A 19,944-nucleotide genomic window follows, 5' to 3' on the forward strand; every position below is an offset into this window, starting at 1 on the left:
CATTGCGCCCGGCCGCGCTGACCAAATACAGAAACGGATCTTCTCTGTGCTCGCAAATGTAGTTGCCCAGACCACCGAGCCGACGGGTGGCGGATTTGATATCTTCAGCCTGCTTCTCCCGCTGGCTCTTGCCTTCCTGATCTTCACCATGTTCCGTAAGCAGCGGAAGATGAAGAAGGAAGTTGCCGAACAGCGCACCCAGATGGTGCCGGGTACCGAAGTCATGACCAACTTTGGACTTTTCGGCACCATCGTTTCCCTGGATGCCGAGAACAACAAGGCGCTCATAGAGATCTCGCCCGGCGCCACTGCCACAGTCCATACTCAGACTCTGAGCAAGGTCGTTACTCCGGAGCCGGCTGTCGAGGAAGAGCACGCGGTTCCCGACGACGCCTCCTCGCTTACCGGCCCTCAAGCGGACGCTGACGGCGTCCACCGTGAGGAGACTCCGGAAGAGGCAGTCGAGCGGCTGAACCGGGAAAACGCCCGCGATCGCAACGACAAAGACCAGTAACGTTCGACCCGGCCGCGCGTTGTCGGCCTGAAATGTCTCGAGTTCCAATACCCGAAGGATTTACGCACCATGGCACGAACCGGCCCGGGCTCCGCCGCCAGACGAACTCTCGTGTGGCTCGGCGTAGTCTTCGCACTCCTCGCGCTGCTGCTCGGCGGTGGCTCGCTGTGGAGCAACGCCAGCTGGGCGCCAAAACTTGCCCTCGACCTTGAGGGCGGCACCCAGATGATCCTTGCCCCGGAGGTTCAGGGGGGCGGCGAGGAAATTACCCCTGAGCAACTTGACCAGGCTGTCGAGATCATTCGCCAGCGCGTCGACGGCAGCGGGGTCGCGGAGGCTGAGATCAGCACGCAGTCGGGGCAGAACGTCATTGTTGCCCTCCCCGGCATCCCCGAACCGGAAACCCGGGAACTGATCCAGGCATCAGCCCAGATGGAGTTCCGGCCCGTGCTGTTCGGTGGCCCAGGGCTCGCCCCGGCTGCAGAAACGCCGACGCCGGAAGATCAGCTTCCGACACCGACGGCCGAGCCGACTGATGCCAGCGACCCGAACTGGATCACCGCCGAGGTTCTGCAGGAGTTCGAATCAACTGACTGCACGAGCCCTGAAGCCCTGCAGCCCGCGGTAGAGCCGGCGCCCGCCGACCAGCCGATGGTCGCCTGCGAACCGGATACGCAGGGGAAGTACATCCTCGGACCGGTTGAGGTCCGCGGAACCGAGATCGAATCAGCGGATTACGGTATGGCCCGGAGCGCCCAGGGCCAGACGCTGAACGAGTGGGTCGTCAACATCGACTTCAACGATGAGGCAACAGAGACTTTCCGTGAGGTGACCGAACGGCTGTTCTCCATTGGATCGGGAGACCCGCGGAACCAGTTCGCCATCGTGCTCGACGGCATTATCGTCTCGGCTCCGACCACCAACGCCGTCATCCCCGACGGTCGGCCGCAGATCAGCGGCAGCTTCACGGAAGAATCGGCAGCAGCACTGGCGGAGCAGCTGAAGTACGGCGCCCTGCCGATCAGCTTCGAGATCCAGAGCGAGCAGCAGATTTCCGCCACCCTCGGAGCCGATCAGCTGCGCCTCGGCCTGATTGCAGGTGTCATTGGACTGGTGCTTGTAGCGGTGTACTCGCTCTTCCAATACCGGATGCTCGGCCTCGTGACCATCGCCTCCCTGGTGGTGGCCGGTGCCCTTACGTACCTCGCGATCTGTATCCTCGGCTGGACCGAGAACTATCGGCTCTCCCTCGCGGGTGTGGCAGGTCTGATCGTTGCAATCGGTCAGACGGCGGACTCGTTCATCGTGTACTTCGAACGAATCCGTGATGAACTCCGTGACGGCCGCGGCCTGGTGTCCGCCGTCGAGAACGGCTGGCGGCGAGCCAAGCGAACTGTGCTGGCGTCCAAGGCAATGAACCTTCTAGCCGCCGTCGTGCTCTACTTTGTGGCTGTCGGCAACGTACGCGGTTTCGCCTTCACGCTGGGCCTGACTGCGATTGCCGACCTCGTAGTGGTGTTCCTCTTCACCCACCCCGTCATGCGTCTGCTCGCCATGACCCGTTTCTTCGGCGAGGGCCACCGCTGGTCCGGACTGGACCCATCGCGCCTCGGCGTGCTCCCGCTGTACCGAGGAGCCGGTCGGGTACGGCACAAGCCGGTGGAGCGTCCGGCGGTAGAACTGCGCGGCCGGAACAAGGCCGCTGCCGGTGAGGCGGAGCGCCGTATGACCATTGCCGAGCGCCGCCTTGCCGAACAGCGGAAAGCCGCCGAAGAACAAAAAACCGTCGGTGCCCAGGCACCGGGATCCAAGGAAGGGGACAACCGATGAGCCGTTCCAGTTTCGCCGAATTCGGAAACGAACTATATTCCGGCAAGCGGTCCTACCCCTTCGTGGGCAAACGCAACCTCTGGTTCATCATCGCGGGCGCGGCGGTTCTGCTGTCCCTGTTGATTCCGGTCATCAAGGGCGGGTTCAACCTTGGCATCGATTTCCGGGGTGGATCCGAGTTCACCGTGTCGAATGTGCAGGACACCTCCGTCACCGCGGGCGAAGAAGCTGTCACCGGGGTAGTGCCCGAAGCCGTTCCGCGGGTGACCAATATTGCGCCCGAAACGATGCGCATCCAGACCGAACGTCTGAGCGATGACCAGACCCTCAGCGTCCGCGACGCCCTGATCGGCGCCTACAGCGTTACTGAGGAGGACGTCACCTCCAACTTCGTCGGTCCTACCTGGGGAGAGGACGTAAGCCGCCAGGCGATCATCGGCCTGATCGTTTTCGTGGTTCTCGCCGCGGCGTTGATGGCGATCTACTTCAGAACGTGGAAGATGTCCGTCGCTGCAATGGCCGCACTGGTGGTTGTAATGGTGACATCTGCCGGCATCTACTCGCTCAGCGACTTCGAAGTCACGCCGTCCGCCGTCATCGGGTTCCTCACGATTTTGAGTTATTCGCTGTATGACACAGTCGTGGTCTTCGACAAGATACGCGAGAACACTGCAGATCTGGAGGTGTCCAGCAAGAGGACCTTCGGGGAGCAGGTGAACCTCGCGGTCAACCAGACCCTTGTCAGGTCCATCAACACTTCCGTTGTCGCTGTCCTGCCGGTCGCCGCGATTCTCTTCATCGGCGCGATGCTGCTCGGTGCGGGAACGCTGCGGGACCTGTCATTGGCTCTTTTCGTCGGCATCATCATCGGAACTCTGACCACCGTCTTTGTCGCCGCACCGATGTATGCGAAGCTCCGGATGAACGAACCGGAGATCCGCAAGCAGGAAAAGCGTGTCCTGCACCGTCGCTCGCTGGAAGCTGGAGAAGCAGGTACAGCGCAGGCGTAATCGGCCTCTGCGCTGCAGCGCAAACTTCGGACAATCGGCCCGGCACTTCAAAGTGCCGGGCCGTTTGCACTGGTGACCCAGCGCTCCGGGCTTACGCGCTGAGCAAAGGTGCGCGGGAGGCTACAAGCGGCGGATAAACTTGGATAGTCAACCGCGAGTGTGGGATGTTGTAGCCTTACCCGCCCGAGGTAGGTTGGTGCGGACTGCAACGGAAGTGGGGTTAGGTGGCTGAAGCCGATGGTCCCGGACGCCCGTCCGGAAGCGGACCGTCCACGGGTTCAAGTGTTGAATCGCGCGCTCAGCCAGGCCGCGCTGTAGCGCCGGCCCCAGCGCGCCCCGGGCAGCCCTCGTCGGCCCCGGTGGAAGCGCCAAGCGCACCCGGGCGCCGGGAACGCACCCGGGCACGCCTCGCCCGCCTGGCCGGGCGCGGAAGCACAGGGTATTCGCCAATCCTGGAACCCCTGCTGCGGACAGTCCGCGCAAACAATCCCAAAGAGGACCTTGAGTTCATCAAGCGTGCCTACGAGGTTGCTGAGCGCAGCCACGAGGGGCAGAAGCGCAAGAGCGGCGACCCCTACATCACCCACCCGGTAGCAGTGGCCACCATCCTCGCCGAACTGGGCATGACCGGAACCACTCTCGCTGCGGCGCTGCTGCATGACACGGTCGAGGACACCAGTTGCACGCTCGAGGACATCCGCCGCGACTTCGGCCAGGAAGTGGCGATGCTCGTGGACGGCGTCACCAAGCTGGACAAGGTTTCCTTCGGCGACGCTGCGCAGGCAGAGACAGTCCGCAAGATGGTCGTCGCCATGGCCAAGGACATCCGTGTGCTTGTGATCAAGCTGGCTGACCGTCTGCACAATGCCCGTACCTGGCGCTTTGTCTCGCCTGAGTCTTCTGCCCGGAAGGCTCGCGAGACGCTCGAAATTTTCGCTCCGCTGGCGCACCGCCTGGGTATGAACACCATCAAGTGGGAGCTGGAAGACCTTTCCTTCGCGGCGCTGCATCCGAAGGTCTACGAGGAAATTGTGCGGATGGTCGGCGACCGCACCCCTGAGCGTGAGAAGCACCTGAATTTTGTTCGGGATCTGATCGGCGAGGACCTGCGCTCAGTCAAGATCAAGGCCACCATCACCGGCCGGCCAAAGCACTATTACTCGATCTACCAGAAGATGATTGTTCGAGGCAAGGACTTCGATGACATCCATGACCTGATGGGAGTCAGGGTATTGGTGGACTCCGTGCGTGACTGTTACGCGACGCTCGGCCAGCTGCACGCACGGTGGAACCCGCTTCCCGGCCGGTTCAAGGACTACATCGCGATGCCGAAATTCAACATGTACCAATCGCTGCACACCACAGTGATCGGACCCGGCGGGCGGCCGGTAGAAATCCAGATCCGTACCCACGACATGCACCGGCGGGCGGAGTATGGTGTCGCGGCGCATTGGAAGTACAAGAACCAGGGCGGTGCCGGTACCAGCGGTGCACCGGACAACAGCGACATGGGGTGGCTGCGCAGCCTCGTTGACTGGCAGCAGGAAACCTCCGACCCCGACGAGTTCCTCGATTCGCTGCGGTTTGAAATCAACGCCCGCGAAGTCTTCGTGTTCACGCCCAAGGGTGAGGTCATGGCGCTGCCGGCTGGATCCACGCCCGTCGATTTCGCATACGCAGTACACACCGAAGTGGGTCACCGAACCATCGGTGCCCGGGTCAACGGCAAGCTGGTGCCGCTCAACAGCGAGCTCAATCACGGCGACTGGGTGGAAATTTTCACCTCGAAGGCAGAAGGTGCCGGTCCCAGCCAGGATTGGCAGGGATTCGTCAAGAGTCCGCGCGCGCGAAACAAGATTCGTCAGTGGTTCACCAAGGAACGCCGTGAAGAAGCGATTGAAAAGGGCAAGGATCAGCTGACCCGCACTATGCGGAAGCAGAATCTTCCCCTGCAGCGCATGATGACCCACGACGCCCTCATGGCCGTGGCACAGGAGCTGCGCCATGCGGATATCTCGGCGCTTTACGCGGCCGTCGGCGATGGGCACACCTCCGCCCAGAACGTCATCGAGCACCTCGTCGCGCTGATGGGAGGCCACGCCGGCGCGGAAGAGGATATCGCCGAAGCGACAGTCGCGACACAGCCGCGGCGGCCCAAGTTCTCCGATTCCGGTGTGACGGTCCGCGGCGTCGGCGATGTTTGGGTCAAGCTCGCCCGCTGCTGCACGCCGGTTCCGCCGGACCCGATCGTCGGCTTCGTCACTCGCGGCTCCGGCGTCTCCGTGCACCGCAGCGACTGCCGGAACGTCGAGGAACTGCGCGACCAGCCCGGCCGCATCACGGACGTCGAATGGGCGCCTACGCAGTCCAGCGTGTTCCTGGTGGAGATCCAGGTTGAGGCGCTGGATCGGAAGAGCCTGCTCTCCGACGTGACAAGGGTTCTGTCCGAGAACCACGTAAACATCCTGGCGGCGAGCGTGAACACCTCTACGGACCGGGTGGCGATGTCGCGGTTTGCGTTCGAGATGGGCGATCCCAAGTACCTGACCCACATTCTGAGCGCAGTACGGCGGATTGACGGTGTGTTCGACGTCTACCGCACCACGGGCTCTCAGCGACGCAACTAGCGGCCGACGCGCAAAGCTTCGCGCAGCCGGTTCAACGCGCGAGATTTGCCCGGCACCCGGGTGGAATTCTCGAGTGAGAGAATCACCAGGTGCAGCGGGCAGCGCAGCTCCGGTGCTGCAGCAATGTTCTTCAACGTCTGCACTGCCCAGGAATCCTGGCCATGGATGGCGACATCGAGCGCCGTCCGCAGGGGAGAGGTGACCTCTACGCCGCCGATGGTGGAAAGATCGAAGGGCCCTAGGGTGACCTGATGCATGACCGCTTCACTGAACGCCGGAAGAGCGGTTGTGCGGCGGCGATGATCAGTGACGAGGCTTACTACCGCCGGAGCGGGAGCACACCCGTATACCCAGGCAGCGCTCTGGCGGGCGAGGGCAACCCGCCGGTGCAGCGGGCGGGGAACGGTGTTGATTGCCGATTGAGCCCGGATTGCGGGAGTAGAGGGCTGATCGGTGCGGACGTAGGACTCGCCGCACACATGGACCATCAGGCCGTCCAGGCGCATCGCCTGCAACTCAACGTGGCTGAAGAGTGTCCCGCCGTGGAAGAGCACTCCTCCCGTGGAGTTGATGGCAAGATCCCGCCGGGCAGTTGTGTGCCCCTGCACGGAAGATCCTTGCGAAAATGGCATGCGTCAAGCTTCTCCGAACCACAGGCAAAGGGAAAGTCCCGGTCGAACCGCTGTGGATAACGGTTTGACCGGGACCTCCGTCCTGAAAACGACGGTGCTTACGAGAAGTCCTGTGCCGACTTCTGCAGCATGTCCAACCACTGCCTGCGCGCTTCGAGGGCCTCGCGTGCTTCGGAGATCCGCCGGGCGTCGCCGTTCTTTTCTGCTGCGGCAAGGTCGTCTTCAAGGGACGCAATTGTGCTCTCAAGCTGGCTGAGAGCACTATTGGTACGCGCTTTCGTCTCGGGGTTGGTGCGCTGCCAGTGTTCTTGCTCGGCGGCCTGAACAGCGTCCTCCACCTCACGCAGGCGCGCCTCCACACGGCCCATGTCAGCCCGCGGGACCTTTCCGGCATCCTCCCAGCGGTCCCTGATGGACTGCAGGGCCTTCCGGGCTGCCGTAGCGTCCCTGACCGGCAGGAGCTGCCGCGCTTCCTTGATGAGCGCTTCCTTTACCGCGAGGTTGGAGCCGTACTCCTCATCAATCGCTTCGTTCGCTGCCTTACGCGCTGCGAAGAAGACGTCCTGCGCCGCACGGAATCGGGACCAGAGCGCGTCGTCGTCCTTGCGGCTTGCACGCTTCGAGGTTTTCCACTCGTCCATGAGCCTGCGGTACTCCGCGGCAGTATGGCCCCAATCCGTCGACGTGGAGAGTTCCTCTGCACGACGGATCAATGCTTCCTTTGCCCGCTTCGCTTCGGAGTTCTCATTGTCGAGCTGCGAGAAGTAGGCCCTGCGGTGGCGGTCGAAGACAGTACGGGCAGATCGGAACCGCTTCCACAGCGCGTCTTCCGTACCGCGCCCAAGACGCATCCCCGACTTCTGCGCCGTTTTCCACTGCTCGAACAGTTCGTTCATCCGGTTACTGCTGGCCTTCCACTGCACGGTGGACGGATCACGACCGGCAATCTCCTCGGCTTCTGCAACAATCGCTTCCCGCGTTGCCCGTTCCCGGGCCCGGGCCGCATCCTGCTCCGCCTTCTCGGCAGACTCGAGCTCCGTGACGCGTTCGGTCAGTGCGTTGATCCGCGACTCAAGCGCGCGCACATCGCCCACCATCTTCCGTTCTGCCACCTGTTCGGCAAGGTGCGCAGCGGTCTTCCGCATGTCGGTAGTGGGCGCTTTGGCCTGGACGCGCTGCTCGAGCAGCGTGACCTGGCCTGCGACGTCGTCGAACTTACGCACGAAGTAGCCCAGCGCTTCCTCGCGTGAGGCGTCGGGGTACTGGCCGACAGGGAATTCCTCGCCGTCGACGATCAGGAAAACGTGGCCGTCTTCCTCCACGCGCGCAAACTTCTCCACCTCTTCCAGCGCAGTCGTGTGAATCGGGGGAGCAGCGATGACGGCGGGTGCGGCGGGGCCGTTGGGCCGCGGCGCCATGGCTGCCGGCGTGGGGCGGGGCCGTCCAGCCTTGCCTGGGCCGGGCACGGGAGTCGCTGGTCGCTCCGGAGTTTCTGCCGGCTGCTCCGGCGCAGCGGAAGGCTCCGGATCTGCTGCCTGCTCAGCAGCTGAAGCTGCCGGCTGCTCCGGCGCAGCGGAAGGCTCGGGCGCAGAAGGCTGCTCAGCAGTTGAAGCTGCCGGCTGCTCAGGCACAGAAGGCTCAGGCGCTGAAGACCCTGCCGCAGCGTCGGGCTGATTGATTTCGGTCGCTTCGGTTACAGGCGTTTCGTCGGATTGTTGACTGTTTGTCACCGCTAGAAGTCTTTCGCTCGATGGGCGGCGCAGAGGCCGGGTCCCTTTTGGTTACTGCAGAGTTAATGAGTCTATCGTCACAGGCGTAGCGGGGGCTCCGTCCTCGCCGCCGCCTTCCACGCCGGCGTCAGCGATCTCCTGAACAACGTCCAGACCCGAGGTCACCGAACCCATGATGGTGTATCCGCCGGTGTTCTGTGGAATCTGCGAGTCCTTGTAGACAATGAAGAACTGCGTGCCGTTGCTGTCCGTCGTCGCCCCGCGGGCAACCGCAATCGCGCCGGCGGGGTAGACGCCGTCCTCAGGGGTGTTCTCGACCGGCCCCCACTGGTAGCCGGGATCGCCCGCCCCATCGCCGTTGAGGGACCCGCACTGCAATACGCCCATGGTCTCCGCCGTGGTCAACCGGTGGCAGGTCTTGCCGTCGAAGAATCCCTCTTCAGCGAGGGAGGTGAAGACCGCAACCGCCTGTGGCGCTACCTCTCCGTTTAGTTGGACACCAATGTTGCCGGCGCTGGTGGCGAGGGTTCCGGCGAACACTTTCCATGCCGCGATTGACGGGTCCGGAATGTTGGAGCTGTTTTCCGTCGGATCCGCCTTGAGAGACTCGGCGACGCCGGGAGCCTCCTCCAGCACGTCCATCTGGGCTGCCGTGGGATTCGAGCTGAACCAGAACACCTGCAGTGCGACGGCGAGCGCCAGGACCACGAGCGCCGCAATTCCGGCGACGGCGCTGTCCTTCCGACGACGTTTCTCCTGCGCCCGTTTCAGCTCCCGCCTTGCTTCGATCTGGCTGATATGGCGTCGCATTTCGCGTCCGCGACGGTCAACGGCCACGTGACCTCCTGTATTCAACGGTTGTTCGGTTCCCTATGTACGAGGCCCGGTGTTACTCGTCCAAGTGCCCGGCCGAGTTAGCACGGCACAGTCCAAACCCCTAAAATGAATGCCGCAGACAGTGTAGGCATAGCTGACCACTTGCCTGACGATTCAGCGCAGGATCCCGAGCCGGCCGGTTGGGGACATCCCGTCCTCCCAAGGAGAGTTACATGGCACGAAAGTCCTCGTTGTCCGGATTTCCCGAGTGGTTGCCTCAGGAGCGCCTCGTGGAACTGCATATTCTGGACACGCTGCGGCGGACGTTCGAGCTTCATGGGTTTTCCAGTGTTGAGACTCGTGCTGTTGAAACGGTGGGTCAGCTGCTCCGCAAAGGCGAAATCGACAAAGAGGTTTACGCCGTGTCCCGCCTTCAGGACGAAGACGCAGGTGCCGGCGATGATTCGCTCGCGCTCCACTTCGATCTGACCGTGCCCTTTGCCCGCTACGTGGTTGAAAACGCCGGGCACCTCGCCTTTCCTTTCCGCCGGTACCAAATTCAGAAGGTCTGGCGCGGTGAACGCCCGCAGGAGGGCCGCGCCCGCGAATTCACGCAGGCGGACATAGATGTGGTCGGCGATGGAACTCTGCCCTTCCGTTACGACGTCGAGCTGGCGCTCGTGATCGCCGAGGCGCTCGGAGCCCTGCCCATCCCCGACTTCCAGTTGCGCATTAACAACCGCAAACTCGCCGAAGGCTTCTACCGGGGCATCGGCCTGTCCGACACTCCGGGTGTGCTGCGAAGCATCGACAAGCTGGAGAAGATCGGGGCGGCGAAGGTTGCGCAGCTGCTGAAGTCGGAGCTGGGTGCCACCGACGAGCAGGCGGAGGCGGCGCTCAGCCTTGCGGCGATCCGCTCCCGCGACACCTCCTTCGTGCAGCAGGTGCGGAGCCTCGGAGTTGAGGACCCGCTGCTGGAGGAGGGACTTGCGGAACTCGAGCAGGTCATCGCGGAGGCATCGAGGCGAGCCCCCGGTAAGGTGATCGCCGACCTCAGCATCGCGCGCGGCCTCGATTACTACACCGGCACGGTTTACGAGACAGTGCTGGTGGGCCATGAATCGCTCGGCTCTATCTGTTCAGGCGGCCGCTATGACGCGCTGGCGAGCAAGGGCAACCGGATCTTTCCCGGCGTCGGACTTTCCATCGGTGTCACCCGTCTGGTGACGCGCATCCTGAACCAGGAGTTCGCGGCTGCCTCCCGTCACGTTCCGACGGCGGTGCTGGTCACCCTCGCCGACGATGACTCCTGGTCCGCCGCCCAGGACGTCGCGGCAACGCTGCGCAGCCGCGGTATTCCGGTGGAGGTGGCAGCCTCAGCGGAGAAGTTCGGCAAGCAGATCAAGTTCGCCGACCGTCGGGGTATTCCGTTCGTCTGGTTCACCTCCGAAGACGGCACCCACGAGGTGAAAGACATTCGGTCAGGTGAGCAGGTTCCTGCTGATCCGTCGTCCTGGGCTCCGCCTGCCGAGGACCGGTGGCCCGCCGTCCTGCAGCAGAGCCGTCCCGCAGCAGAGTCCGTGGCGCCGGAACTGAACTGACGCGCTAAGCCCGGTGGCGGCGTCGTCGTAGCAGGATCACGGCGGCGCGGCCGGCCAGGCCCACCAGCACAAGGGCGGTCATGGTCAGCACGGACTGGGCCGGAAGGGTGAACGCCAGCACCAGGCAGCCCACCAGGCCGAGCAGGTTAAGCGCCCGCGGCGCGTACCAGGGCCGGGAGGTCAGGGTGAGCGCGGAGAGGTTTGCCACTGCGTAATAGAGCAGCACGCCGAAACTGGAAAAGCCCACCACCGTCAGGACGTCGGTCGCCAACAGCAGGATGATGACGACGGCGGCTGTGGCCAGCTCCGCAGCGAACGGTGTGGCCCGGCGGGCTGAGACCGCGCTGAACACCCGGGGAAGGTCACCTTCCCGGGCCATCGCAAGGGTGGTGCGGGCAATTCCGCTGATCAGGGCCAGCAAGGCGCCCAGACTTGCCAGCGCCGCGGCAACCGCAACGGCAAGTACCGGTATCGAGTCACCGTCCGGAAAGACTTCGGTCAGGGGAGCCGGCGACGCAGCGAGGGTGTCCGGCCCTACGGCGGAAAGCAGGCCGAACGCGAGCAGGAGGTACAGCGCCAGCGTGAAGCCCAGCGCGCCGAAAATCGCCCGGGGAATGTTGCGCCCGGGCTCGCGGACCTCTTCACCCATCGTGGCGATGCGCGCATAGCCCGCGAAAGCGAAGAACATCAGACCGGCCGCCTGCAGGACGCCGGTGGGTCCGACCGGCAAGGCACCGCCGTCGGCGGCCGGCTGCGCAAAAGCAGCGACGATGACGAAAGCGAGCACGGGTATCACCAGGGCCACGATGATGCGCGTCATCATCGCGGTGCGAGTGATGCCCAGCAGGTTGACAACCGTCAGGGCAACCACGGCTGCTGCTCCGGCTGCCTTCTCGAAGCCCGGAGCTGCATACAACCCGAAGGTGAGCGCCATCGCCGCGCAGGAAGCCAGCTTGCCCGTGATGAAGCTCCAGCCGGCGAGGAAACCCGGCCACTGACCGAGCTGGCGCCTTCCGTAGGTGTAGGTCCCTCCGCTCACCGGGTGCACCGTGGCAAGCTGGGCAGAGGCTGCGGCATTGGCGTAGGCGATGATTGCCGCGAGGCCGACGGCGAGGGGCAGCAGAGATCCGGCAGCTGCGGCGGCGGGGGAGAAGACCACGAAAACACCTGCGCCGATCATTGATCCGACGCCGACCGTTGTGGCATCGAACCCGCCGAGTTGTCTGTTCAGCGCCTGCGGCATGCGCGAGGGTCTCCGTCCGGTGAGAAGTGTGGCCGGGAGTGCATCTCATCCGGCGGTAAACTCGAACACTGAGATTCAACCACGATCCACAGACCTGGATGCAATTCCACCGGAAGGAATGCTGTGCTGCGCACACATGACCTTGGTTCACTACGGACCGGGCACATTGGACAGACCGTTACTCTCGCCGGATGGGTGGCCCGTCGTCGTGATCACGGTGGCGTGGCATTCCTCGATCTTCGTGACGCTTCCGGCGTCGCCCAGGTCGTGGTGCGTGAAGAGGACGTGTTTCATGGCCTGCGCAACGAGTACGTGCTGCAGATCATCGGTACCGTCGAGAAGCGCCCCGAGGGCAACGAAAACCCGGCGCTTGCAACCGGTGAGATCGAGGTCATCGCCGAGAAGGTGATAATCCTCAACACCTCGGATCCGCTGCCGTTCCAGATCGACGAGCATGTCGAGGTCGGCGAGGAGGCGCGCCTGAAGCACCGTTACCTAGACCTCCGCCGCCCAACGCCGAACGCCAACCTCCGCCTGCGCTCCGAAGCGAACCGGGTTGCACGCGAGCTCCTGCACTCCGACGGCTACGTGGAGATCGAAACGCCCACCCTCACCCGTTCGACGCCCGAGGGCGCCCGTGACTTCCTGGTTCCGGCACGCCTGGCTCCCGGCTCCTGGTATGCGCTCCCGCAGTCGCCGCAGCTCTTCAAGCAGCTCCTCCAGGTCGGCGGTTTCGAGAAGTACTACCAGATAGCCCGCTGCTACCGCGACGAGGATTTCCGGGCAGACCGGCAACCCGAGTTCACCCAGCTGGACATTGAGGCGAGCTTCGTTGAGCAGGATGACATCATCGCCCTCGGCGAGCAGCTGGTGACGTCGCTGTGGAAGCTGATCGACGTCGAAATTCCCGCGCCTATCCAGCGCATGACGTACGCGGACGCCATGGCCCGCTACGGCTCAGACAAGCCGGACCTGCGCTTCGGACTCGAGCTCACCGAGCTGACCGAGTACTTCAAGAACACCGGATTCGGGGTGTTCAAGGCTGCGTATGTCGGCGCCGTCGTCATGCCCGGCGGAGCATCCCAGCCGCGCCGGCAGCTGGACGCCTGGCAGGAGTGGGCGAAGCAGCGTGGTGCAAAGGGTCTTGCGTACGTCTTGATTGACGACGACGGCAGCCTCCGTGGCCCCGTAGCCAAGAACCTGACGGACGCCGAGCGGGACGGGCTGGCGTCCGCTGTCGGCGCCAAGCCTGGCGACTGCATCTTCTTCGCCGCCGGCGAGCAGTCCTCCTCGCGTGCGCTGCTCGGTGCCGCCCGGGTGGAGATCGGTCACCGGACCGGGCTGATTGATCCGAACGCCTGGGCCTTCGTGTGGGTCGTTGACGCGCCCATGTTCGAGCCGGCGTCGGACGCGGTGGCAGCCGGCGACGTCGCTGTCGGAACCGGTGCGTGGACCGCTGTGCACCACGCTTTCACCTCGCCAAAGCCCGAGTATCTGGACTCCTTCGACACCGATCCGGGCAGCGCCCTGGCGTACGCCTACGACATTGTCTGCAACGGCAATGAGATCGGCGGCGGTTCGATCCGTATCCACCAGCGGGACGTTCAGGAACGGGTTTTCTCGGTCATGGGTATCAGCCCCGAGGACGCACAGGAGAAGTTCGGCTTCCTGCTCGAGGGCTTCAAGTACGGCGCCCCGCCGCACGGCGGCATTGCCTTCGGCTGGGACCGCGTGGTCGCACTTCTCGCCGGTAGCGACTCCATCCGGGACGTGATCGCCTTCCCGAAGTCCGGCGGCGGCTACGACCCGCTCACCGCTGCTCCGGCACCGATCACGCCTCAGCAGCGCAAGGAAGCAGGCGTTGACGCAAGACCAGGCGCTAGGCCGGACGCAAAACCAGCCGCAAAGCTGGCAGGAAAGTCCGACGCTGCCAAAAATGTGAAAGAATAAGCGTCGTACAACGTGCTCCGGGGTCGGTGTAATTCCGAACCGGCGGTTATAGTCCGCGACCCGCGCGCAGCCTTTCGGGGCAGCAAACGGTTGAGCCGGTGAAATTCCGGCACCGACAGTTAAAGTCTGGATGGGAGAAGCACGTGCAGCTTCGGCTGTGCCCTGCCGTTGGCGTCCTTGCGCCTTCTGCAGCCGCCGGCCCCTGCCTGTCGTTCCCCGGAGCCGCAAGAGCCAGGTGAGGGAATGATATGGACTTTCAACCGTCGCCTCCGCATGGAGGCCGCCATGGGCGCTGCTGACCACGTCTTCACAGCACACGAGATGATGGCGATGGAGCACGCGCTGGTCCTTGCCGGCCAGGGCGTGCGCGGCGCCAATCCGTTGGTGGGCGCTGTCATAATCGACGACGACGGCGCCATGGTGGCCACCGGTGCTCATTTGGGTGCCGGTACCGATCACGCCGAAGTCGCAGCTTTGAAGAGCGCCGTCCTGCAGGGGGTGGACCCTGCCGGTTGCACCATGGTGGTGACGCTGGAGCCCTGTAACCACACCGGGCGCACGGGGCCCTGCACTGAAGCTATCCTGGCTGCGGGAATCACGCGCGTGGTGTACGCCGCTTCCGATCCCAACCCCGATGCCGCAGGCGGCGCCAGGGTGCTTGCCGGCCGTGGTATCGAGGTGGCCGGCGGGCTCCTGGCCGACGCGGCAACGGAGTTGAACCGCCGCTGGCTCGCTGCACTGCAGGACCAGCGTCCATTTGTAACCGTGAAGGTGGCACAGAGCCTGGATGCTCAATCCGCTGCAGCGGACGGCTCAAGCCAGTGGATCACGGGTCCGCACGCCCGCGCCGACGGGCATACCATCCGTACCCGGGTCGACGCCGTGCTGGTCGGCACCGGCACGATACTCACCGACGATCCCCGCCTCACCGCGCGCGCCCTGGACGGCTCGGACGCTGATCGCCAGCCCCTGCGCGTGGCCGTCGGGCTGCGGCCCATTCCCGAAGAGGCAGCCATGCGAGGGAATGGCTTCGTCCACCTGCAGACACACGATCCCGCAGCCGCGTTGACCGAGCTCTACCGCCGGGGCGTGCGGCATGTCCTGGTGGAAGGCGGCCCACAGCTGGTTGGCGTCTTCCTCATGGCCGATCTCGCGGACGAACTTTTCGCCTACGTTGCGCCGATGCTCCTGGGCGCCGGAGTTCCAGCCTTCCAGCGACTCGGCGTGGCCACCTTGACTGACGCCCACGTGTGGCGCCTCGATCCCGACGGCGCCGCCTCAGTAACCCAGCTCGGCGATGATGTCCGACTGCACCTCAAACCCATCGCGCCGGCTCCGGCGTCCATGAAGAAAGGCCGTTGAGTGTTTACAGGAATTGTCTCCGGACAGGGCACCATCACCTCGTTCCAGCGCACCCCGGACGGGAAGAGCGCTGTGCTGGTGTTCGACGCCGGCCCAACCGGGACGGGATTGGAGCTGGGCGGATCCATCGCAGTCGACGGAGTGTGCCTGACCGCCACCACGATCGACGGCGCACGCATCAGCGTGGACGTGATGGGGGAAACGCTGGCGCGAACGACCGTCGGACAATTGACCGAGGGCGACAGGGTGAATCTTGAACGCTGCGTTCCCGCGAACGGTCGGCTGGACGGCCACGTTGTGCAGGGCCACGTCGACGGCGTCGGCACCCTCCGCGAGCGCGAGGACCTGGGTTCCTGGGAGCGCCTGCGCTTCAGCGTTCCCGCCCCGCTGGACCGTTACACAGCAGAGAAGGGATCCGTCGCAGTGGACGGCGTATCGCTCACCGTGACCGCCGTAAGCGGGCCGGGGGACCCGGCGCCCTGGTTCGAAGTGGGACTCATCCCGACAACCCTCGCCGGCACCGGTCTGGGAGCCAAGAGCATCGGGGATCCGGTGAACCTCGAAATGGACGTCCTGGCCAAGTACGCAGAGCGGCTGCTCGCCTTCACCGCGAACGGGTCGACCGGAAATGGGGCGCAGGCATGACTTCAAGCGAGAACAGCCCAGTGTCGCCGACGGCAGACCGGACACAGGTGCTGGAAATCACTTTGGACCCCGTGGAGGCGGCCGTGGCCGCCATGGCCGCGGGCCGCGCCGTCGTCGTCGTTGATGATGCCAACCGTGAGAATGAAGGCGACATCATTTTCGCGGCGCAGTTCGCCACGGTTGAGCTGACTGCATGGACCATCCGGTACACCTCGGGCGTGCTGTGCGTGCCCGTGACCGGAGAAACCGCGGACCGGTTGGAGCTGCCCGCCATGGTGCTCAACAATCAGGACGCGAAGCAGACCGCCTACACCGTTTCCTGCGACGCGGCCGTCGGTGTCAGCACCGGCATCAGCGCGGCCGACCGGGCGCTGACCGCACGCGTTCTTGCAGCTCCGTCGTCTGCGGCGTCCGACCTCACCCGGCCGGGCCACATCTTCCCGCTGCGGGCGGTCGACGGTGGTGTGCGGGAGCGGCGCGGTCACACCGAGGCGGCGATCGACCTCTGCCGGTTGGCGGGTGTTGAGCCTGCCGCCGTCATCGCGGAGATCACTCATGACGACGGCGCCATGATGCGCCTGCCAGCGCTGCGGGACTTTGCTACCCGGCACGCTACGCCCCTGATTTCGATCGAGGATCTCGCGGCTCACCTTGCCGCAGGCGGATCGGGAGCTGCCGAATGAGCACGGTCACCGGCGGTCCCACCGTCACTATTCCGACGGCGTTCGGATCCTTCACTGCGCAGGCCTGGACGGATGCGGCAGCCGGCGTGGAGCACCTTACGATGTCCGCTCCGGGCACTTCCACAGCGGACGGCGCCCCGCTGGTCCGTATGCACTCGGAGTGCCTGACCGGCGACGTCTTCGGCTCCTACCGCTGCGATTGCGGCGAGCAGCTCGAGCAGGCGCTTGGCCTGATCCACGAGCAGGGCGGGACGGTTGTCTACCTTCGGGGGCAGGAGGGCCGTGGGATCGGCCTGGCCAATAAATTGCGCGCTTATGCCCTGCAGGAAAACGGTGCGGACACGGTCGAGGCAAACGAGCAGCTCGGATTGCCCGTCGATGCGCGTGACTACCAGGCAGCAGCGGGAATCCTTGCGGAGCTCGGCATCGCCAGGATACGGCTGCTGAGCAACAACCCCGTCAAGCGGGAACACCTTGAACGGTACGGGGTCACCGTCGTGTCCATGGTGCCTTCAGAAATTCCGTCCAGGCTGGAGAACCAGCACTACCTGGAGACGAAGCGCGACCGCCTCAACCACCAGCTGTCTCACCTTGAGGAGCGGTTCCACCAGCGCCCACAGGAAAAAATCGTCCAGCAGAGCTGACCGTTCCCTCCGCTCGACACAGCCCTCAGATCTCAGACCAGACATCCACCTTCCAGACTTCCAAACATCCCAAGGAGAACCATGGCCGGACACGGCGCCCCCAGTATCGACGTCGCCAGCCTCGCTCAGCGATCAGGACGGCAGGAGCCGGTCCGGCTCGCCGTCATCGCGGCCAGCTGGCACACCGCAATCATGGACGGACTGCTCGACGGCGCCCGACGGGCTGCCGCCGATGCCGGTATCGAACCCGACGTGGTCCGCGTCCCGGGCAGTTTCGAGCTTCCGGTTGCAGCGGCACGCTTGGCACCCCACTATGACGCCGTCGTCGCGCTCGGTGTGGTCATCCGGGGCGGGACACCCCACTTCGACTACGTTTGCCAGGCCGCGACGTCGGGACTCACCGACGTCAGTGTGCGCGCCAAGGTGCCGGTCGGCTTCGGTGTCCTGACCTGCGACACGGAAGAGCAGGGCCTGGACCGTGCCGGACTGGCCGGCTCCAGCGAGGACAAGGGATACGAGGCAACTGTCGCCGCGCTGGCAACGGCAGCCGTGCTGGGACCATGGAGCAACTGAACCGCATCGGTTCCGCAGCTGTTTCTACGCGGGAGGTTCGTCACATAAAATGGCAGGGATACGGTGGATCCCGCCGAACCCAGTAACCTAGGCAGAGTGAAATCCTTCGACATCCTCTTTGCCGAGCTGAGTGAGAAAGCCGCTGCCCGCCCAACGGGGTCACGCACCGTGGCTGAACTGGACTCAGGCGTGCACGGGATCGGCAAGAAAGTGGTCGAGGAGGCAGCCGAAGTGTGGATGGCCGCCGAGTACGAGTCCAACGAGGCCGCCGCAGAAGAAATTTCCCAGCTGCTCTACCACCTCCAGGTCATGATGATCGCCAAGGGGCTCACACTCGAGGACGTCTACAAGCATCTGTAGCCGCGCGCCGGAAACCTTCAACCGACCCGCGCGGCCAAGCGCCTGCTTTCAGGCCAGCCCCAAGGAAACCCTCTTTCCCAAAGGAAACCCATGCTTCGAGTAGCAGTCCCCAACAAGGGGTCCCTGTCAGAATCCGCCTCCGCAATGCTCAGCGAGGCGGGCTACCGCCAGCGCAGAGACACTCGCGAACTGGTGATGGTGGACCCCGAGAACGAAATCGAATTCTTCTTCCTGCGGCCGCGGGACATAGCCGTGTACGTGGGTTCAGGCACCCTCGACGTCGGAATAACCGGGCGCGATCTCTTCCTCGACGCGCAGGTGGACGCTGAGGAACTCCTGCCCCTCGGCTTCGGAGCCTCGACGTTCCGCTTCGCCGGGCCGGTCGGCCACTTCGCTTCCGTCGCCGAACTTGAGGGGCGCCGCCTGGCCACCAGCTACGACGGGCTCCTGCGCACTTTCCTGGCCGAGCAGGGCGTCAACGCGACTGTCGTCCGACTCGACGGCGCAGTGGAATCCTCCGTGCGTCTCGGCGTCGCGGATGCTATCGCCGACGTCGTCGAGACGGGGAACACCCTCAAGGCTGCTGGAATGGAAATCTTCGGCGATCCGATCCTGCGCAGTGAGGCCGTACTCATCGGCCGCAAGAACGCAACTCCCGTCGGGCTGGATATCCTCATCCGCCGTCTCCAGGGTGTGCTTGTGGCCCGCCAGTATGTGCTGCTCGACTACGACATCCGCAAGGAGCTGGTCGATCAGGCGGCCGCGCTCACACCGGGCCTCGAGTCACCCACGGTTTCGCCGCTGCGCGACTCGGAGTGGGTTGCGGTCCGCTCAATGGTGAAGCGCCACAGCACCAACCGGATTATGGATGAGCTCTACGACCTGGGGGCCCGGGCCATTCTGGTCAGCACCATCCACGCGTGCCGGATTTAGGCGGGGCTGTCTGATGAGCGTCGCTATCCGCGTCATACCCTGCCTTGACGTCGACGCCGGACGCGTAGTCAAGGGCATCAACTTCGAGGACCTCCGCGATGCCGGCGACCCGGTAGAGCTTGCGCACCGCTATGACCGCGCGGGCGCTGATGAGCTGACGTTTCTCGACGTCACCGCCTCCTCCGGCAACCGCGCCACCACCTTCGACGTGGTTGCAAAGACGGCCGAGGAAGTCTTCATCCCTCTCACTGTAGGCGGGGGCGTAAGGGAGATTTCCGACGTCGACCGGTTGCTGCGCGCGGGCGCGGACAAGGCGTCCATCAATACCGCAGCGGTTGCCCGTCCGCAGGTCATCGACGAAATCACGTCGCACTTTGGATCCCAGGTACTCGTGCTGAGCCTCGATGCCCGCCGGACCCACGACCGGTCCACGCCATCGGGATTCGAAGTAACCACGCATGGCGGCCGCAAGGGAACCGGGATCGACGCGGTGGCCTGGGCCCGCGAAGCGGCCGACCGTGGCGTGGGCGAAATCCTGCTGAACTCCATTGATGCGGACGGCACCCGGGAGGGCTTCGATCTTGAAATGATCCGGGCTGTCCGTGCTGCCGTGAAGGTTCCCCTCATCGCTTCCGGCGGTGCCGGCGAGCCGGCACACTTCCCGCCCGCTGTAGCCGCAGGCGCCGACGCGGTGCTCGCCGCATCGGTGTTCCATTTCGGGCCGGTTGACGCGATCGCCGAGGTCAAGAAGGCAATCAGGGACGCAGGCTTCCCGGTCCGGTAGGGAACCG

At 64.5% G+C, this 19,944-nt stretch carries 18 protein-coding genes and 1 riboswitch; of the genes, 14 read left to right on the top strand and 4 right to left on the bottom strand.

Annotation, left to right across the window (positions count from 1 at the left end; all coding sequences use genetic code 11):
* Positions 1–46: 46 nt before the first annotated feature.
* The 4 genes from yajC to Q0877_RS00920 all read left to right on the top strand — a co-directional run bounded on the left by yajC (position 47) and on the right by Q0877_RS00920 (position 5,981).
* A complete protein-coding gene (gene yajC, locus Q0877_RS00905; RefSeq protein WP_299165121.1) occupies positions 47–514 on the top strand; it encodes a preprotein translocase subunit YajC in 468 nt (155 codons plus the stop codon).
* 69 nt (positions 515–583) lie between these two features.
* Positions 584–2,344, top strand: a complete 1,761-nt coding sequence (gene secD / locus Q0877_RS00910) for a protein translocase subunit SecD (protein ID WP_299165122.1) — start codon at positions 584–586, stop codon at positions 2,342–2,344.
* A complete protein-coding gene (secF, locus tag Q0877_RS00915) occupies positions 2,341–3,354 on the top strand; it encodes a protein translocase subunit SecF (protein ID WP_299165123.1) in 1,014 nt (337 codons plus the stop codon). Before secD ends, secF begins: the two co-directional genes overlap by 4 nt.
* Positions 3,355–3,713: 359 nt before the next feature.
* Entirely contained in the window at positions 3,714–5,981 is a 2,268-nt protein-coding gene (locus tag Q0877_RS00920; protein WP_299165258.1) for a bifunctional (p)ppGpp synthetase/guanosine-3',5'-bis(diphosphate) 3'-pyrophosphohydrolase, read from the top strand.
* On the opposite strand, the gene Q0877_RS00925 is transcribed toward Q0877_RS00920, so the two are convergent.
* The 3 genes from Q0877_RS00925 to Q0877_RS00935 form a co-directional block, all read right to left on the bottom strand.
* Complete coding sequence (locus Q0877_RS00925) at positions 5,978–6,589, bottom strand: hypothetical protein (RefSeq protein ID WP_299165124.1); 612 nt, start codon at positions 6,587–6,589, stop codon at positions 5,978–5,980. The two genes, Q0877_RS00920 and Q0877_RS00925, sit on opposite strands and share 4 nt — an antisense overlap.
* A gap of 122 nt (positions 6,590–6,711) precedes the next feature.
* On the bottom strand, positions 6,712–8,343 hold the full coding sequence (locus Q0877_RS00930) for a DUF349 domain-containing protein (RefSeq protein ID WP_299165125.1): 1,632 nt from the start codon (positions 8,341–8,343) through the stop codon (positions 6,712–6,714).
* 51 nt (positions 8,344–8,394) lie between these two features.
* Positions 8,395–9,180, bottom strand: a complete 786-nt coding sequence (locus tag Q0877_RS00935; protein ID WP_299165126.1) for a peptidylprolyl isomerase — start codon at positions 9,178–9,180, stop codon at positions 8,395–8,397.
* Positions 9,181–9,392: 212 nt separating this feature from the next.
* On the opposite strand from Q0877_RS00935, the gene hisS reads away from it, so the two are divergent.
* Positions 9,393–10,760, top strand: coding sequence for a histidine--tRNA ligase (hisS, locus tag Q0877_RS00940; protein WP_299165127.1), 1,368 nt, complete (start codon positions 9,393–9,395; stop codon positions 10,758–10,760).
* Between the two features lie 4 nt (positions 10,761–10,764).
* On the opposite strand, the gene Q0877_RS00945 is transcribed toward hisS, so the two are convergent.
* Positions 10,765–12,003, bottom strand: a complete 1,239-nt coding sequence (locus tag Q0877_RS00945; protein ID WP_299165128.1) for an APC family permease — start codon at positions 12,001–12,003, stop codon at positions 10,765–10,767.
* Positions 12,004–12,126: 123 nt separating this feature from the next.
* On the opposite strand from Q0877_RS00945, the gene aspS reads away from it, so the two are divergent.
* From aspS to hisF, 9 genes are all read left to right on the top strand, one after another.
* Positions 12,127–13,953 carry an aspartate--tRNA ligase gene (gene aspS / locus Q0877_RS00950; protein WP_299165129.1) on the top strand — a complete coding sequence of 609 codons (1,827 nt, stop codon included), beginning with the start codon at positions 12,127–12,129 and terminating at the stop codon, positions 13,951–13,953.
* Between the two features lie 9 nt (positions 13,954–13,962).
* A riboswitch (FMN riboswitch) is annotated at positions 13,963–14,099 on the top strand.
* A 97-nt stretch (positions 14,100–14,196) separates the two neighbouring features.
* The gene (gene ribD, locus Q0877_RS00955; RefSeq protein WP_299165130.1) at positions 14,197–15,315 is read left to right on the top strand and encodes a bifunctional diaminohydroxyphosphoribosylaminopyrimidine deaminase/5-amino-6-(5-phosphoribosylamino)uracil reductase RibD; all 1,119 of its coding nucleotides are present in this window, start codon (positions 14,197–14,199) and stop codon (positions 15,313–15,315) included.
* Positions 15,316–15,960 carry a riboflavin synthase gene (locus Q0877_RS00960; protein WP_299165132.1) on the top strand — a complete coding sequence of 215 codons (645 nt, stop codon included), beginning with the start codon at positions 15,316–15,318 and terminating at the stop codon, positions 15,958–15,960.
* 92 nt (positions 15,961–16,052) lie between these two features.
* Positions 16,053–16,643 (top strand): 3,4-dihydroxy-2-butanone-4-phosphate synthase, encoded by a 591-nt coding sequence (gene ribB / locus Q0877_RS00965; RefSeq protein WP_299165259.1) that lies wholly within the window; start codon positions 16,053–16,055, stop codon positions 16,641–16,643.
* On the top strand, positions 16,640–17,287 hold the full coding sequence (gene ribA / locus Q0877_RS00970; protein ID WP_299165134.1) for a GTP cyclohydrolase II: 648 nt from the start codon (positions 16,640–16,642) through the stop codon (positions 17,285–17,287). Before ribB ends, ribA begins: the two co-directional genes overlap by 4 nt.
* An 81-nt stretch (positions 17,288–17,368) precedes the next feature.
* Positions 17,369–17,860 (top strand): 6,7-dimethyl-8-ribityllumazine synthase, encoded by a 492-nt coding sequence (ribH, locus tag Q0877_RS00975; protein WP_299165136.1) that lies wholly within the window; start codon positions 17,369–17,371, stop codon positions 17,858–17,860.
* A 96-nt stretch (positions 17,861–17,956) separates the two neighbouring features.
* Positions 17,957–18,220: a phosphoribosyl-ATP diphosphatase gene (locus Q0877_RS00980; protein ID WP_299165138.1), complete on the top strand. Its 264-nt coding sequence runs from the start codon at positions 17,957–17,959 to the stop codon at positions 18,218–18,220.
* 90 nt (positions 18,221–18,310) lie between these two features.
* On the top strand, positions 18,311–19,153 hold the full coding sequence (gene hisG, locus Q0877_RS00985; RefSeq protein WP_299165139.1) for an ATP phosphoribosyltransferase: 843 nt from the start codon (positions 18,311–18,313) through the stop codon (positions 19,151–19,153).
* Between the two features lie 13 nt (positions 19,154–19,166).
* Positions 19,167–19,937, top strand: a complete 771-nt coding sequence (gene hisF / locus Q0877_RS00990) for an imidazole glycerol phosphate synthase subunit HisF (RefSeq protein ID WP_299165140.1) — start codon at positions 19,167–19,169, stop codon at positions 19,935–19,937.
* Positions 19,938–19,944: the final 7 nt, after the last annotated feature.

The sequence above is a fragment of the uncultured Arthrobacter sp. genome, assembly GCF_947495145.1.
GTDB lineage: Bacteria > Actinomycetota > Actinomycetes > Actinomycetales > Micrococcaceae > Arthrobacter_D.